This is a genomic window from Bacillus sp. KS1, from assembly GCF_020075515.1.
Classification (GTDB): Bacteria; Bacillota; Bacilli; order Bacillales; family Bacillaceae; genus Bacillus; species Bacillus velezensis.
The window spans coordinates 375610-391431 of record NZ_JACAWW010000015.1 but is presented as its reverse complement, the minus strand read 5'-3'; the positions used below and the strand labels follow the sequence as shown (position 1 = coordinate 391431).

Annotated in this window: 14 protein-coding genes and 1 pseudogene; all 15 read right to left on the bottom strand. The window is 45.6% G+C overall.

Annotated features, from left to right (window positions below; genetic code table 11):
- Positions 1–4: 4 nt before the first annotated feature.
- Positions 5–1615 (bottom strand): flagellar basal-body MS-ring/collar protein FliF, encoded by a 1611-nt coding sequence (fliF, locus tag HWY38_RS09255; protein ID WP_224181698.1) that lies wholly within the window; start codon positions 1613–1615, stop codon positions 5–7.
- A 42-nt stretch (positions 1616–1657) separates the two neighbouring features.
- Positions 1658–1978 carry a flagellar hook-basal body complex protein FliE gene (gene fliE, locus HWY38_RS09250; protein WP_007409777.1) on the bottom strand — a complete coding sequence of 107 codons (321 nt, stop codon included), beginning with the start codon at positions 1976–1978 and terminating at the stop codon, positions 1658–1660.
- A gap of 10 nt (positions 1979–1988) precedes the next feature.
- A complete protein-coding gene (gene flgC / locus HWY38_RS09245; protein WP_007409776.1) occupies positions 1989–2441 on the bottom strand; it encodes a flagellar basal body rod protein FlgC in 453 nt (150 codons plus the stop codon).
- On the bottom strand, positions 2441–2830 hold the full coding sequence (flgB, locus tag HWY38_RS09240) for a flagellar basal body rod protein FlgB (RefSeq protein ID WP_003154260.1): 390 nt from the start codon (positions 2828–2830) through the stop codon (positions 2441–2443). The genes flgC and flgB overlap by 1 nt, the downstream gene beginning before the upstream one ends.
- 353 nt (positions 2831–3183) lie before the next feature.
- The gene (gene codY / locus HWY38_RS09235; protein ID WP_003154263.1) at positions 3184–3963 is read right to left on the bottom strand and encodes a GTP-sensing pleiotropic transcriptional regulator CodY; all 780 of its coding nucleotides are present in this window, start codon (positions 3961–3963) and stop codon (positions 3184–3186) included.
- 37 nt (positions 3964–4000) lie between these two features.
- A complete protein-coding gene (hslU, locus tag HWY38_RS09230; protein ID WP_007611413.1) occupies positions 4001–5404 on the bottom strand; it encodes an HslU--HslV peptidase ATPase subunit in 1404 nt (467 codons plus the stop codon).
- Positions 5405–5420: 16 nt separating this feature from the next.
- Positions 5421–5966 (bottom strand): ATP-dependent protease subunit HslV, encoded by a 546-nt coding sequence (gene hslV / locus HWY38_RS09225; RefSeq protein WP_003154267.1) that lies wholly within the window; start codon positions 5964–5966, stop codon positions 5421–5423.
- Between the two features lie 15 nt (positions 5967–5981).
- Positions 5982–6899, bottom strand: coding sequence for a tyrosine recombinase XerC (xerC, locus tag HWY38_RS09220; protein WP_007409774.1), 918 nt, complete (start codon positions 6897–6899; stop codon positions 5982–5984).
- A 69-nt stretch (positions 6900–6968) separates the two neighbouring features.
- On the bottom strand, positions 6969–8276 hold the full coding sequence (trmFO, locus tag HWY38_RS09215) for an FADH(2)-oxidizing methylenetetrahydrofolate--tRNA-(uracil(54)-C(5))-methyltransferase TrmFO (protein WP_012117550.1): 1308 nt from the start codon (positions 8274–8276) through the stop codon (positions 6969–6971).
- 64 nt (positions 8277–8340) lie between these two features.
- Positions 8341–10416, bottom strand: a complete 2076-nt coding sequence (gene topA / locus HWY38_RS09210; protein ID WP_007409771.1) for a type I DNA topoisomerase — start codon at positions 10414–10416, stop codon at positions 8341–8343.
- 181 nt (positions 10417–10597) lie between these two features.
- The gene (dprA, locus tag HWY38_RS09205) at positions 10598–11497 is read right to left on the bottom strand and encodes a DNA-processing protein DprA (RefSeq protein ID WP_032871465.1); all 900 of its coding nucleotides are present in this window, start codon (positions 11495–11497) and stop codon (positions 10598–10600) included.
- A 64-nt stretch (positions 11498–11561) separates the two neighbouring features.
- Entirely contained in the window at positions 11562–12464 is a 903-nt protein-coding gene (sucD, locus tag HWY38_RS09200) for a succinate--CoA ligase subunit alpha (protein WP_003154281.1), read from the bottom strand.
- A 28-nt stretch (positions 12465–12492) separates the two neighbouring features.
- Positions 12493–13650: an ADP-forming succinate--CoA ligase subunit beta gene (gene sucC / locus HWY38_RS09195; protein WP_003154283.1), complete on the bottom strand. Its 1158-nt coding sequence runs from the start codon at positions 13648–13650 to the stop codon at positions 12493–12495.
- Positions 13651–13824: 174 nt separating this feature from the next.
- Positions 13825–14106 (bottom strand): annotated as a pseudogene (locus tag HWY38_RS09190) (FlhB-like flagellar biosynthesis protein).
- Complete coding sequence (locus HWY38_RS09185; protein WP_224181697.1) at positions 14103–15806, bottom strand: glycosyl transferase; 1704 nt, start codon at positions 15804–15806, stop codon at positions 14103–14105. Before HWY38_RS09185 ends, HWY38_RS09190 begins: the two are co-directional and overlap by 4 nt.
- Between the last annotated feature and the right edge of the window lie 16 nt (positions 15807–15822).

Genomic DNA, 15822 nt, shown 5'->3' with positions numbered 1-15822 from the left:
CCCCCTAATCCTCGTCCAGCCAGCTTCGAAGCAATTTAGCAAAGTCTTCCGGTTTTTCTTTAGCCATTTTTTCAAGCTGTTTTCGTCTGACTGTTTCTTCCGTTTCAATTTTCTCTTCGTTGATATCAGGCAATCGAACCGGCTCCGGCGGTGTTTCATATTCATATTCTTCGTATTCATCCTCTTGTGAGCGTTTCTTTCTGATGAGGAGAATAATAAGCAGAATAATGGCCGCAAGCAGTACGCCGCCTGTAATGTATACCCAGATCGGAAGACCTGAAGATTGTGCCGAATCTGTGTTCAGGCTTGTTTTTCCGTCAAACGGCTGAACGGATACAACGATTTTATTGTTGATATCATTGTCTGTCAGGTTTTGATTTTGCGTTTCGTTTTTATCAAGAGACGTTCTGACGACCGTTCCTAAAATCTTCTGTATATCAGCCTGTCTCTGTGCTGATAAGGAAGCGGCATTTTTCGGATTAGGCGGCTCCACCATGACCTGAATCCCTAAATCACGCACTTTATACGGGCTTTCAGCGATTTCTTTATGAATGCGGTTGACTTCATAGTTGATTTTATTGCTGCTTTTTTCGTAGTCCCCGCTGTTTGAACCGCCGTTTGTCTCGGCATAGTTCGCGGTGTCATTGCTTCCCGTTCCGGCCGTGCCGCCGTTGGCCGCTCCGTCGCCTTTGTACGTTTCCGCAACTTTTTCGGCGCTTACCGCTATGCCTTCCATGTTATCTTTATCGACAGGTTCGACAGTGTCTTCAGTGCGTTTTTCCTTCGTGAAGTCAATATCCGCCGTTACGGAAACAACGACCTTATCCTGCCCCATCATTGTGCCGAGCAGTGACTGAACATGTTTTTGAATGTCCTTTTCGACCTGCGACTTAATACCTTGCTGAGAAGCATAACTGTCAGAAACGGCCCCTGCACCGCTGTCACTTTTGTCATAATATGTAGAATTTTGATCCATTATGACGATATTATCTTCTTTTAAGTTCGGAACACTTTTAGAAACGAGATGGTACAGCCCGTTGATCTGGTTTTGATCAAGCGAGTAGCCCGGTTTAATCTGCAAAACGATTGAAGCGGATGCTGCCGGCTGATCTTCACCGACGAACACGGCTTCTTTCGGCATATTGATCATGACCTTCGAGCTTTTAATACCGTCCATTTCATTTATCAGGTTTGACAATTCGGTCTGAGTCGCCTCAACCTTTAAAACGTCAAACTCATTATCTGTCAGGCCGAAGCCCGCATTTTGTCCGAAGAACGAATAATCAATTGATCCCGTTTTCGGCAGGCCTTCTGCGGCAAGCTGGACTTTAAGCGAATCCACTTGGCTCTCAGGAACCTTAATGACCGTGCCGCCATCAGCAAGTTCAGAAGACACCTTTTTCGTATCGAGCTCTTCTTTAATCTTCCCCGCTTCTTCCGCGGACAAATCTTTATAAAGAGGCACCATCTTTTCAGACGAAGTAAAAATAATAACGACGATGAGTAAAATAATGAATGCGGCCAAGCCGCTTACCATGAGTATCTTCTGTATTTTTGATCTGTTGTTCCAAAACGCTGCCGTTTTGGTTTTCATTTGCATTAGAGTACGATTCATGTTAACCCCCGGTCATTCCAGTCATTCTCTTCAATCTGACCACTACATCTGCATTCTCATGATTTCCTGATAGGCTTCCACGGCTTTATTGCGGAATTCGGTAGCGGCCGTCAGAGAAATATTTGCTTTTTGGGCAGCGATCATGACCTCGTCAAGGTTTACATCCTTTCCTGCAGCCAGTTCGTTCGTTATTTGGTCAGATTTTACTTGTGACTCATTTAACGAATCAATAGAGTTTTTTAAAAGCTCCGAAAAGCTTGTTTGGTTTGAAGAATCAGTTTTTTGAGTTTGGTTTAATTGATTCGTTACGTTTTGAGTGTTTTGGGTTTGTTGAAGCTGAAAAGGAGTAATAGCGTTAACCACTTACATCACCTTACTTTCCGATTTCTAAAGCCTTCAAAAGCATGCCTTTGGAGGCGTTTAATGCAGTTACGTTTGCTTCATATGATCTCGAGCTGCTGACAAGATCCACCATTTCCTTTAATGGATCTACATTTGGTTTTTGTACATATCCGTCTTTATTCGCATCAGGATTCTCCGGATCATAAACGAGATTAAAAGCGGACGGGTCTTCCGTAACACCAGATACCTTTACGCCACTTCCCGCGCTTCCTGTTCCGTTCATCTTGGAATGTAAAAGGGACGAAAATGATTCGCCTCCGGATTGGAGAGATACCAGCTTTCTTCTGTAAGGCACCCATTCGCCATTTACCTGCTTCGCTCTCGTTGTATCCATATTGGCCAGGTTGGACGATACGACGTCCATCCGGACACGCTGTGCAGTTAAAGCGGAACCCGAAATATTTAAGCTTTGAAAGCCACTCATTATTTTCCTCCTGTCAAGACGGTTTTCAGAGAATTGAATTTGCCGCTCATTCTTTCAACCAAAGCCTGATAATTAATTTGGTTTTCGGCTAAATCTGTCATTTCTTTGTCGATATCGACATTGTTTCCGTTTTGCTGGTACGATGTATCACTGCTGGACACGATAGAATAATCGTCCCCCGAACCCGTAAAGTCAACGTGCCGATAGTCGGTTTTTACAGCCTCAAGATTGGATGTTTCCTGATCTAACAAATTTCGGAAAGAGACTTTTTTTGCCTTGTAGTTCGGTGTATCTATATTGGCGATATTATTAGTTAAGACTTTTTGCTTAATGTCCGCTCTCCCCAAGGCATTCTCAAGATTTTGTATAGTTCCAGAAAATAAGTCCAAATCCACTTACCTCCATTTCAGATATTTTTCTCCTAAAAATCCTTGTCGAGAATTGTAAAACCATATGCTTATTGTAAGAAATAACAGGCTTAAAGTCTATGAAGTTAGGCTAAAAAAAAGTGCTCAATTATATCTATTTTGTATGTAGGTATTAAGTCCTAGAATATTTGTACTACAAGGATTTGTTTAATATTAGACTGAAAATAGCAGAATTTCTGTATCTTCCTCCTTTTTTCACACAGCAAGATGGATTATCTCAGATCAGATTCCAATAAGCAACTTTAAACTGCAACTTTTCACCTATTGTCCATAAAAAAAGCAGGACGCCCATTTTTAGGGATCCTGCTTTTGTCTTAATGAGATTTAAGGTTTTCCAATTCAATAAGGAATTTGTTGTTCAGAACTTTAATGTACGTCCCCTTCATTCCCAGTGATCTGGATTCAATGACGCCTGCGCTTTCCAGCTTTCTCAGCGCGTTAACGATTACTGAACGTGTAATACCGACACGGTCCGCAATCTTACTTGCCACAAGCAAGCCTTCGTTTCCGTCAAGCTCTTCAAAGATATGCTCAATCGCTTCAAGTTCACTGTAAGACAGAGAACTGATCGCCATTTGAACAACCGCTTTGCTTCGCGCCTCTTCTTCGATTTCTTCCGCTTTTTCTCTTAAAATCTCCATTCCTACAACGGTTGCTCCGTATTCAGCAAGAATGAGATCATCATCTTCAAATTGATCCTGCAGACGGGACAGAATGAGCGTGCCCAGTCTCTCTCCTCCGCCGATGATCGGCACGATCGTTGTTAAGCCCGCTTGGAACAGGTCTCTGTTTTCTACAGGAAACGCCGTGTATTCGCTGTTGATATCAAGGTTTGAAGACGTCTCCGGAACATTGAACAGATTTCTCGTGTACTCTTCCGGGAACTGGCGGTCTTCAAGCATTTTTTTCATGCGGTCATTTTCAATCTGCTGATTAATAGAGTAGCCCAAAAGCTTTCCTCTGCGGCTGACGACGAAAATATTAGAATCAATGACGTCACGAAGCGTTTCAGCCATTTCTTTAAAGTTTACGGGTTTGCCTGCCGCAGCCTGCAGCATGCTGTTAATAATTCGTGTTTTTTGTAGTAAAGCCATGATAAATAATCCTCCTAGAATTCCTCTTATTAAATTTTCACAATATAAATTGACTTAGATCTTTGTTGTTTGCAATCGTTCCGAGCTTTTCTTCAACGTATTGCGGCGTGATAGCGACTTTTTCCATCGTCACGTCCGGCGCTTCAAACGACAGGTCTTCCAAGAGACGTTCCAATATCGTGTGAAGCCTTCTCGCTCCGATGTTGTCCGTATCCTGATTCACATGATAAGCTACTTCGGCGATCTTACGAATAGCTTCGTCAGAAAATTCAAGAGATATACCTTCTGTCTGCAATAAAGCCTGATATTGTTTTAACAGGGCGTTATCGGGTTCGACGAGAATCTTCACAAAATCATCTACTGTCAGCTTGCTCAATTCTACACGAATCGGAAAGCGGCCCTGCAGCTCCGGAATCAGATCAGACGGTTTGGCCATATGGAATGCCCCGGCTGCGATAAACAGCACGTGATCTGTTTTGACGGAGCCGTATTTCGTGACGACGGTAGATCCTTCGACAATCGGAAGGATATCTCTTTGAACGCCTTCTCTCGATACATCTGCTGAGGAAGAAGCCCCTCCGTTTTTTGCGATTTTATCTATTTCGTCAATAAAGATAATGCCGCCCTCTTCAGCTCTTAACACGGCCTCTTGGCCGACTTCATCCATATCGATTAATTTGCCTGCCTCTTCATTGGTCAGAACCTTCCTTGCTTCTCTGACCGTCATTTTGCGGCGTTTTTTCTTTTTTGGCACCAGATTGCTCAGGGCATCCTGCATATTCATGCCCATCTGCTCCATCCCGGAGCCTTGCAGCATGTCAAACATCGACGGCTGCTGCTCTTCCACCTCTACGGAGACGTAATGGTCTTCGAGCTCTCCCAATGCGAGCTGATGCGCCATGCGCTTTCTTTTCTCTTCAAGGCTTGCTTCTTCCTGCTGGTCGGCTTCATCATCATTTGCCGCCTGACTTCCTCCGAAAAGCATTTCAAACGGATTTTTCACACCCGCTTGTTTTTTCTTTCCCGGAACGAGAAGCCGCACTATACGTTTGTTTGCATTTTCTTCAGCCTGTTCTTTCACTTCGCTGATTTTTTCTTCTTTAATGAGCCGCACGGATGTCTCAACGAGGTCTCTGACCATTGATTCGACATCTCTGCCTACATAGCCGACTTCTGTAAATTTTGTCGCTTCAATTTTTATAAATGGCGCACCGGTAAGCTTGGCGATCCGTCTGGCGATCTCTGTTTTCCCCACCCCGGTCGGGCCCATCATCAGGATGTTTTTGGGAACGATCTCGTCTCTCAGTTTTTCATCAAGAAGACTTCTGCGATAGCGGTTTCTTAATGCCACGGCGACAGCTTTTTTCGCATCCTGCTGTCCTACAATGTATTGATCCAACCGATCTACGATTTGTCTCGGTGTTAACGGTTTGTTTTCCATGCGCCTCAAGTCCTTTCTATTCAAGTTCTTCCAAAATGATCTGATCGTTTGTGTACACACAAATCTCGCCCGCGATTTTCAAAGCGGCTTTTGCAATATCTTTGGCGGACAGATTCTCTCCGGCATAGGTTTTCAGCGCTCTTCCTGCTGACAGGGCGTAGTTTCCGCCGGAGCCGATTGCCAAAATGCCGTCATCCGGCTCAATCACTTCACCTGTTCCCGATACGAGAAGCAAGGTATCCTGGTTCATGACAATCAGCATGGCTTCCAGCTTGCGCAGCACTTTATCGCTGCGCCATTCTTTCGCAAGCTCAACCGACGCACGTTTTAAATTGCCGTTGTATTCTTCAAGCTTCGCCTCAAACATTTCAAAAAGTGTGAAAGCGTCTGCAACAGATCCCGCAAATCCGGCCAGAACCTTTCCGTTAAACAGCTTTCTCACTTTTCTCGCGGTATGTTTCATGACTACAGCCTGACCGAATGTGACCTGGCCGTCTCCTGACATAGCGCTTTTCCCGTTATGCTGGACGGCAAAAATCGTTGTCGCATGAAAAGATGACATGAGAAGGGCCTCCTTTTAATTTTCTTTAAAAGCTCTCGGGTGGTGGGACATATATGTGTTTCTCAGCATTTCCTTCGATACATGCGTGTATATCTGCGTAGAAGACAGATTGGAATGGCCCAAAAGCTCCTGGACGCTTCTTAAATCAGCCCCTTCATTCAGCAGATGAGTCGCAAACGTGTGCCGAAGCATATGCGGGTGTATATGTAAAGTGCCGGATGCTTTTTTTACAAGCCCGCTTAAAATATACCGGATTCCTCTGGCGGTCAGCGGGCCGCCTCTTTGATTGACAAACAGCACATCATGAGGCTCTTTTGCTTTTTCAAGCAGGCACTGCCTTCCGCTGTTGATATACAGCTCCAGCGCATCACGGGCATATGAGCCGAACGGGATATAGCGCTGCTTCTTGCCTTTCCCGTGAACGAGCACCGTATCCATGAACAGGTCAAGATCGCCGACAGTGAGCGTACAGCACTCACTGACCCTCATTCCGGTCGCATAAAGAAGCTCAAGCAGGGCCTGATCGCGCATCCCTGACGGCTGACTTCTGTCTGAAACAGCGAATAGTTCCTCAAGTTCTTTTTCATAAAGAAACTTCGGAATCCGTTTCTCTTGTTTCGGCAGATGAACAAGCTGAAACGGATTCTCTTCAACAAGCTTTTCCCTCATTAAAAATTTATAGAAGCTTCTCAAAGCTGAAATTTTCTTGCTGATTGTTTTTCTTGACAGGCCTTTTTCATAAGCCTCTGTCAAAAATATTCTCACATCATGATATGCAGCTTCTTTCATTCCATTTATATTTTGAGCATGCAGAAACATCCCAAATTCTTCAATCGAATTAACATAATTCACAATAGTATATTGTGAATAATTTTTTTCAATTTGTAAATATTCAACGAATAACTTTAAAAAAAAGTTAACATTCTCAGTCATTATGAAGACCTCCCTCTCCGAAGGGCTTTTAAATGGTATCATATAATGCATCGAAGTTGCAATGAAAAGCTATATCGTTTTCGAAATAGTTTGAATAGTTTCAATTGCGCGTTTAGCGTATTCTTCATTTCGTTCTTTTTTGTTTTTAATTTTTACAGGCAATTCTTTTAAGAGGCCGAAGTTTGCATTCATCGGCTGGAAGTTCTTCTGATTCGTCGTCGTAATGTAGTGAGCCATGCTTCCGATCGCCGTCTCCTGCGGGAATGTCACAAGATCCTGACCGAGCACAAGTTTGGCGGCATTGATTCCCGCTACAAGACCTGAAGCAGCAGATTCAACATAACCCTCTACGCCGGTCATTTGGCCCGCGAAAAACAGATCGTTCCGCTGTTTAAATTGATATGTCGGGTTCAAAAGGCTCGGCGAGTTGATAAATGTGTTTCTGTGCATGACGCCGTATCTGACGATATCAACATTTTCAAGACCGGGGATCAGTTTAAGCACTTCTTTTTGGTCTCCCCATTTTAAATGTGTCTGAAAACCTACAATATTATAAAGCGTTCCCGCCGCATCATCCTGTCTGAGCTGAACGACTGCATAAGGGCGCTTGCCTGTTTTCGGATCTTCCAGTCCGACCGGTTTCATCGGTCCGAACAGCATCGTTTTCTTGCCTCTTTTCGCCATGACTTCAATCGGCATGCAGCCTTCAAAGAAGATTTCTTTTTCGAATTCTTTTAAAGGTACCGTCTCAGCCGTCGTCAATGCTTCATAGAAACGGTCGAACTCTTCCTCTGTCATCGGGCAGTTTAAGTACGCCGCTTCTCCCTTGTCATAACGGGATTTTAAGTACACTTTCTCCATATCAAGGCTGTCTTTTTCGACAATCGGCGCCGCCGCGTCATAAAAATACAGATACTCTTCTCCCGTGAGCTCCTTCAGCTGCTGTGAAAGCGATTCTGACGTAAGCGGTCCGGTCGCGATAACAGTCGGGCCTTCCGGAATCTCTGTTACTTCCTCAGTAAGAACCGTTACGTTCGGATGGTTTTTCACGAGATCCGTCACGCTTTGCGCAAATTCATGACGGTCAACGGCAAGCGCTCCTCCGGCCGGAACCGAGCATTTATCAGCAGATTGAATGATTGCCGAGTCAAGCGCCCGCATTTCTTCCTTTAATACCCCTACCGCATTGGCGAGTGTATTTGAACGGAGGGAGTTGCTGCATACCAGTTCGGCGAATTTATCAGTATGATGGGCTGCCGTCTGCCTGACGGGCCGCATTTCATATAGTTTCACTTGAATTCCTCGTTTTGCAAGCTGCCATGCCGCTTCACTTCCGGCAAGGCCTGCTCCGATTACATTAACTGTTTGCTGGTTCATTTCTTTTCATCTCCTGTTGTTTGTCCCTTCCACACAAAGAAGGTGAGCAAGGCTCTGCTCACCGCTACTTCTGTGGTTCTTCCTTATAATCGCATTCGACGCATTGGACTTGTATGCCTTTTTTAAGCTTTTTCTCTACGAGCATATTTTCACATTTCGGGCATTTTCGTTCAATCGGTTTGTCCCAAGATACGAAGTCGCATTCAGGATAACGGTCACAGCCGTAAAAGATGCGTTTCTTTTTTGATTTTCGTTCGACAATGTTTCCTTCATGGCACTTAGGGCATTTTACGCCGATTTGTTTGACAATCGGTTTTGTATTCCGGCAGTCAGGGAAGTTGGAGCACGCCATAAATTTGCCGTATCGGCCCATTTTATAAACCATCCGGGAGCCGCATAACTCACAATCTTCATCGGCGTATTCAGGTTCAATTTCCACTTCTTTCATTTCGGCTTCCGCTTTTTTCACGCGTTTTTCGAAATCAGTATAGAAGCTGTCAATGATTTGAACCCATTCTGTCTGGCCATCTTCAACATGGTCAAGGTCTCTTTCCATTTTAGCCGTGAATTCAACGTTAATGATTTCCGGGAAAAACTCCATGATAAGATCCAGCACGATCTGCCCAAGCTCAGTCGGCACAAACCGTTTATTGTCTAATCCCACGTAACCGCGGCGCTGGATGGTGTCAAGAGTCGGCGCATATGTCGAAGGACGGCCGATCCCCAGTTCTTCAAGCGTTTTAACCAGGCGCGCCTCTGTATAACGCGGAGGCGGCTGAGTAAAGTGCTGCTCAGGCTCAATATCTTTCGATAAAACCGTGTCTCCCTCTTTAAGGTCCGGAAGCATGCGGTCTTTTTCTTCCAGCTGATCGTCTTTACCCTCTACATAGACTTTCATGAAGCCGGCGAATTTGACTTTACTTCCGTTTGCCCGGAATGTCAATCCGTTATTGCTGAGATCGACGCTCATCGTATCAAGGACGGCAGGCGCCATCTGGCTTGCAACAAAGCGCTCCCAAATCAGCTTGTATAATCTGAGCTGGTCTCTTCCAAGCACCGCTTTTAAGTCGGCAGGTTTTCTGAGCACCGAAGTCGGGCGGATCGCTTCGTGGGCATCTTGAGCGTTTTCATTTTTCTTTGCCGGTTTCCGTTTTCCCGCTAAGTACTCTTTTCCGTACGCCTGATCAATAAAAGCTGACGCTTCTTCAACGGCTGTATTGGAAATCCGCGTTGAGTCCGTTCTCATATACGTGATGAGCCCGACTGTCCCTTCTTTGCCGAGATCAATTCCTTCATATAATTGCTGAGCGATCATCATCGTTTTCTTCGCTCTGAAATTCAGCTTCCTGGCAGCCTCCTGCTGCAGAGTGGACGTTGTAAACGGCAGAGCGGGATTTCGTTTGCGCTCTTTTTTCGTAACCTTGTCAACTGTATACTTATTGCCTTTCAGCTGAGCAAGAATGGCTTTTACGTCTTCTTCGCTTTTTAAAGGAAGCTTTTTGCCGTTTTTTCCGAAAAATCCGGCTTCAAATGTCTCTTTTCCCTTTAAAAATGAGCCGGTAATCGTCCAGTACTCTTCAGGTTTAAAGTCATTGATTTCCTTTTCCCGGTCGATGATCAGCCGGAGCGCAACGGATTGCACACGGCCCGCACTGAGGCCTTTTTTTACTTTTTTCCAAAGAATCGGGCTGATTTTGTATCCGACAAGTCTGTCTAATATGCGGCGCGCCTGCTGCGCATCGACAAGATCCATATTAATCATGCGCGGATGTTTAAATGATTCTTTAATGGCGTCTTTCGTTATTTCATTAAAGACGACCCGGCAGTCCGAGCTGAGATCCAGATCAAGGCTGTGTGCGAGATGCCATGCAATCGCTTCCCCTTCTCTGTCGGGGTCGGCCGCGAGATAGACTTTTTTTGCTTTCTTTGCCGCTGTTTTTAATTCTTTTAAAACAGGGCCTTTTCCGCGGATCGTAATATATTTCGGTTCAAAGTTCTGTTCGATGTCAACTCCCATTTGACTTTTCGGAAGATCTCGGACATGTCCCATTGAAGCTTTGACTTTATATTTCTTCCCTAAATAACGTTCAATCGTTTTCGCCTTTGCCGGCGATTCCACGATGACTAGATAATCAGACATTTTCATCCCCCTCAAGAGGTGTTCTCTCTCTTTTCAAGTATCAATTCATTTTAGAGCTGCCTTTTTATGGCTTTCAACATTTCATTCTTTATGATGAACGTCATTTTATACATGAAAATAATATGCAACTTTAAATCCTCACTATTATTAAATATTACAATACCGTTTGTCAAACGATATTTCAAAAGGGTTCCGTATACTGAACGCATCGGGCGGTCAGCTCTCCGTCAATATCCTCTGCGCATAATACAGCTTTCGCCCCTTCTTGAATGAGTTTTATAGGTCCTCCGGAATATGGATTAAATATGGAACCCGGAACGGCAAATACCTCTCTGCCTTGATCGAGGGCCTGGTAAGCTGTGATTAATGAACCGCTTTTTTCTTTTCCCTGCACGACCACAATTCCTTCACTTAGTCCGCTGATTATGCGGTTTCTCATCGGAAAGTGCCATTTTTTCGGCTTTGTTTCAGGAGGATGTTCTGAGAGTAGGAGATGGTGTTCAGCCATGTATTCTGCTAACAGGAGATTTTCCCGGGGATAGATGTGATGGAATCCGCCGGCTATCACGCCGATCGTAAGCCCTTTTGCCCTGATGCTCGCCTTATGAGACAAACCGTCTATACCGGATGCAAGCCCGCTTACAATGACCCAGCCTTTTTTTGAGAGTTCGGCGGAAAGATGCCCAACCGCTTTTATTCCGTCTTCCGTCGGTTTCCGCGTTCCTACAATCCCGATTTTTCTGCCTTTTTCAAGAAGCAGCGTGTTCCCTTTTGCATACAAGACAGCCGGCGGATCATAAATCGCTTTAAGCCATGTTGGGTAGCGGCTTGATGAAATCGGAATAACAGTAATGCCTTCGCGGCGGTAATCGGACAGAACTTCATCAAGTTCCGGATCCTTGCGCTCTATTTCCCGAAAAATTGCTTCCGGGGCTGTTTTCCCTTCTGATAAAACAGTTAATGGATGCGGATCCGGTAAAAAAGACAGAGAGTGATCAGCTTTCCACCATTTTAATAGAAGAGACGGGGAAATGATTTGATTAATACTGCAGACCATTAAACAGCGCGATGCTTGATCCAAATCGGGCAACCTCCTCTTTTTTCAGCAAAAACAGGAACAGCCGTTACGGCTGCCCCTGCTTCGATCAGTGCGTTTTGCACGTTTCAAATAAGCCTTTTTCTTTTAACACCTTAATCAGCGTTTCACCCATTACAGAAGGGGTTTCCGCGACTTCAATTCCGCAGGCGTTCATCGTTTTGACTTTTTCTTCTGCCGTGCCTTTTCCTCCGGAGATGATGGCGCCCGCATGGCCCATGCGTTTTCCCGGAGGCGCGGTTTTACCGCCGATAAAGCCGACAACAGGCTTCGTCATGTTCGCTTTCACCCACTCAGCCGCTTCTTCTTCAGCTGTGCCGCCGATTTCTCCGATCATGATGACGGCATGTGTTTCAGGATCTTCATTGAACGCTTTTAACACGTCAATAAAGTTCGTGCCGTTGACCGGATCGCCGCCGATCCCTACAGCGGTAGACTGGCCTACGCCGGCTTCTGAAAGCTGATGGACGGCCTCGTATGTCAATGTTCCTGAACGGGATACAACGCCGACATGACCCTTTTTATGAATGTATCCCGGCATAATGCCGATCTTGCATTCTTCAGGTGTAATAACACCCGGGCAGTTCGGCCCTATTAATCTCGTTTTCTTGCCTTCCATAAAGCGCTTCACTTTCACCATGTCCAAAACCGGAATGTGCTCAGTGATACAAATGACAAGATCAATTTCCGCGTCAACCGCTTCCATAATTGCGTCCGCCGCAAACGGAGCCGGCACGTAAATAACTGACGCATCAGCGCCCGTTGTATGAACCGCTTCTGCGACCGTATTGAATACCGGTACGCCTTCCGCTTCCGTTCCGCCTTTTCCAGGTGTTACACCGCCAACGATATTCGTGCCGTATTCCAGCATCTGCTTTGTATGAAATAAAGCGGTAGAACCTGTAATCCCCTGTACAATAACTCTTGTATCTTTATTGATAAAAACACTCATTATCTGGTCCCCTGCCTTTCATTCTTTCCTAAACTAAGGATACGATTTTCTGTGCGCCGTCTGCCATTGATTCCGCAGATGTGATATTTAAGCCTGATTCATTCAGGATTTTCTTTCCTAAATCTACGTTTGTCCCTTCAAGGCGCACGACCAGCGGCAATGTCAATCCGACTTGTCTCGTCGCTTCAACAACGCCTTCGGCGATGACATCACACTTCATGATGCCTCCGAAAATATTAACGAAAATTCCTTTTACGTTTTGATCGGAAAGAATGATTTTAAAAGCTTCCGTCACTTTTTCTGCGGTTGCGCCGCCCCCGACATCAAGGAAGTTTGCAGGTTCTCCGCCGTAGTGTTTAATGATATCCATTGTAGACATTGCAAGACCCGCGCCGTTTACCATGCAGCCGATATTTCCATCAAGGGAAATGTAGCTTAAATCGTATTTTGACGCTTCGATTTCTTTCGGATCTTCTTCATCTAAATCTCTGTATTCCATAATGTCTTTTTGTCTGTATAACGCATTGCTGTCGAAGTTCAGCTTAGCATCCAGCGCCATGACGTTTCCGTCCCCCGTAACGACGAGAGGGTTGATCTCGGCGATGGAGCAGTCCTTCTCAACAAATGCTTTATATAAGCCGAGCATAAATTTAGCGGCTTTGCCGACAAGCTCTTTCGGGATGTTAATTGCGAATGCAATTTCCCTTGCCTGATAGCCCTGAAGGCCGACAGCCGGATCAATTACCGCTTTTTTAATTTTTTCAGGTGTTTTTTCCGCTACTTCTTCAATCTCCGTTCCGCCTTCTTCAGACGCCATTAAAACGATTCTTGAAGTAGCGCGGTCAAGTACAAGCCCGACATAGTATTCCTTTTTAATATCGCAGCCTTCTTCAATAAGTAAGCGTTTTATTACTTGTCCGTCCGGACCCGTTTGATGTGTGACGAGCGTCTTGCCTAACAGTTCTTCGGCATACTCTTTCACTTCATCTTTTGTTTTTGCAATCTTTACCCCACCAGCTTTGCCGCGGCCGCCAGCATGGATTTGCGCCTTTACGACATAAACCGAGCTTGACAGGCTCTCTGCTTTTTCAACTGCTTCCTCTGCTGTAAAAGCCACTTTACCTTCAGGAACAGACACCCCGTATTTTCTGAGGACTTCTTTTCCCTGGTACTCATGGATATTCATTTCCCATCCTCCTAACTTATGTAGCAAAACTAAAAATAGACTGCGCTTTCATTCTATATAATACTGGAAGAATTGTCTAGGGTTCAAAACAAAATCTTTATATCCTTCCAAACATTCTAACTTTTATTTTATTGAAAATATAAATTTAAACGGAGTCCGGGAAATGAATGGTCCTTATTTTTCGTTTTTCAGGGTTTCGTCCAGTCTGTAAACAAATGAAAAAATTTCGGCAACGGTTTCATAAAGCGCCTCCGGTATCTGATCGTCAACCGTCAAATGGCGCATTAATTCGACAAGGGTTCAGTCTTCCTGAATGGGGACCCCAGCCTTCTCAGCTTCTTTTATAATATTTTCCGCCACGTGCCCCCTGCCTGTTGCGACAACCTTCGGGGCTTGGTCTTTCTGCCGGTCGTAATGCAGGGCGACAGCTCTTCTTAACGGCGTTTGCTCTTTCATATTTTCACATCCACTTTTCTTCCGCCGTCTTTTTCCATAAACTCTTCCACAAGAGCGCTCTGGTCTTTCGGGCGCCGTTTTTTAGCCGTGACGCCTGACAGGCTGAAGCCCGTTTCTTTTACGGCTTCTTTTAAAGCCGGTACGAGAGGGTCGATGGCCGCCTGAAGCTCAAAATCAGTCTCAACCGTAATGGTCATTACATTTTGCTGAATCATGCAGTCCACAACGGTTTCTTGCAGTGTTTCAAGATGCAGCAAAAACAGGAGCCTGCAATGTGACGGATCGAGTTTTCCGTCCGGCTTCTTCCGTCCTTTAAAGAGAACTGTGATATCATTCTCATACGCGGACGCTCCCAGCGGAAATGACAGCACCATCTGCGTAAAAGAAGGGTTATGCTGCTCAATAAACAGCTGGCCGTTTAATTTATGAATAAGCGGTTCCGCCTCTTGTTTAACGGATTGGGGCGCTTCTTGAAGCGTCCAGACGGCTTGGAGGGCCGTTTTCAGCGCTTGTTTCTCCGGCTGCGGAGACACGCCTTTTTCAAGCGCTGTAATGAATGATAATTCATCACGCGTGCCCAGTCCTTTTTTGATTTTCTGCAAAAGGCTTAATACATCATGTTTTTCCGCATATTTCAATTCGGTGAGCTGAACGGCTTTTTCGAAAACAGCCGCCTCCTGTTCTGTCAGACGTGCGTTTTGAAGAACAGGTGCTGTTTTCAATGTTCTTTCTTGAGAAATGAAAGCCTTCATGATCTCCGCCGTTACTTTTACGGGACGGTTTTCAGTTTCTTCTGCCGATGTCATTAATTTCTCTATAATCTGTTTTGCCGTTTTTTCAGGAAGTTCCGGATCTGTCCGCGCACTCGGAGGAGAAGGTTGGCTTGAGACTGCCTTTCCGTTTTCACGAGTCTCTCGGACAAATGGTGATTGTTTTGATCCCGTCCGTTCTCCTTCATCCATCAGCCCGGTTTCTGAGATCGGCATGCGTGCAGCCTCGGCAAGCTTCTTCAAGAGACGTTCTGCATGAAGATCCGTTTCCGCGTTTAACACGTCAGAAACCGCCTCTTTGAGCACAGACAGCTCTTTTGCCGATTGCGGAGCCTGATTGACTGCCTGAAGCAGTCCTGAGAGGAGGCGCCGGGTCGGAACCGGATATTTAACGGCATGAATGGCTGACAAGACTTCCGGATGTGCGGGCAGTTCCCGTTTCAGCGCAAATACGATTGTTTCCGCCGCTTTTTTCAATTCGGCGGCCGGAAGCGATTCAGCCCAGCGGATGCAGGCTTTGAGGCTGTTTTCCGTCATCGGCAGCTTCTGCTGCATAAATGTTTCGGCAATCTGCAGAGACACAGGACCTGATTTGACGGAAAGAGCGTTTAACAGTCTTCCCGCAGCTTCCTGAACGGTTTTCGGGCTTCCTTCGAATTGGTCGATGACATGAAGCCGGCCCGTTTTTTCCGCCGGCTGTTTGTCATAAGAAAACCAGTAATACGCCTGCGGACGAAGGGCGGTTTCAAGTTTTCCCTGCATCGTCCGGCCGCCGATTTGGATAAGAGCGCTTTGATCGTCCAGCAAACGGAGAACCTTCCCTAACAGCAGCCTTTGAGCGCCGCTGTCTTTACCGCCGTCTTGCCGGTCCGGAGGGATTTCCGCCGTCAGCTGTCTGAAAGCCGCTTGGATTTCGCCGCTTATGTTCATGTCTTAAGCCTCTTTT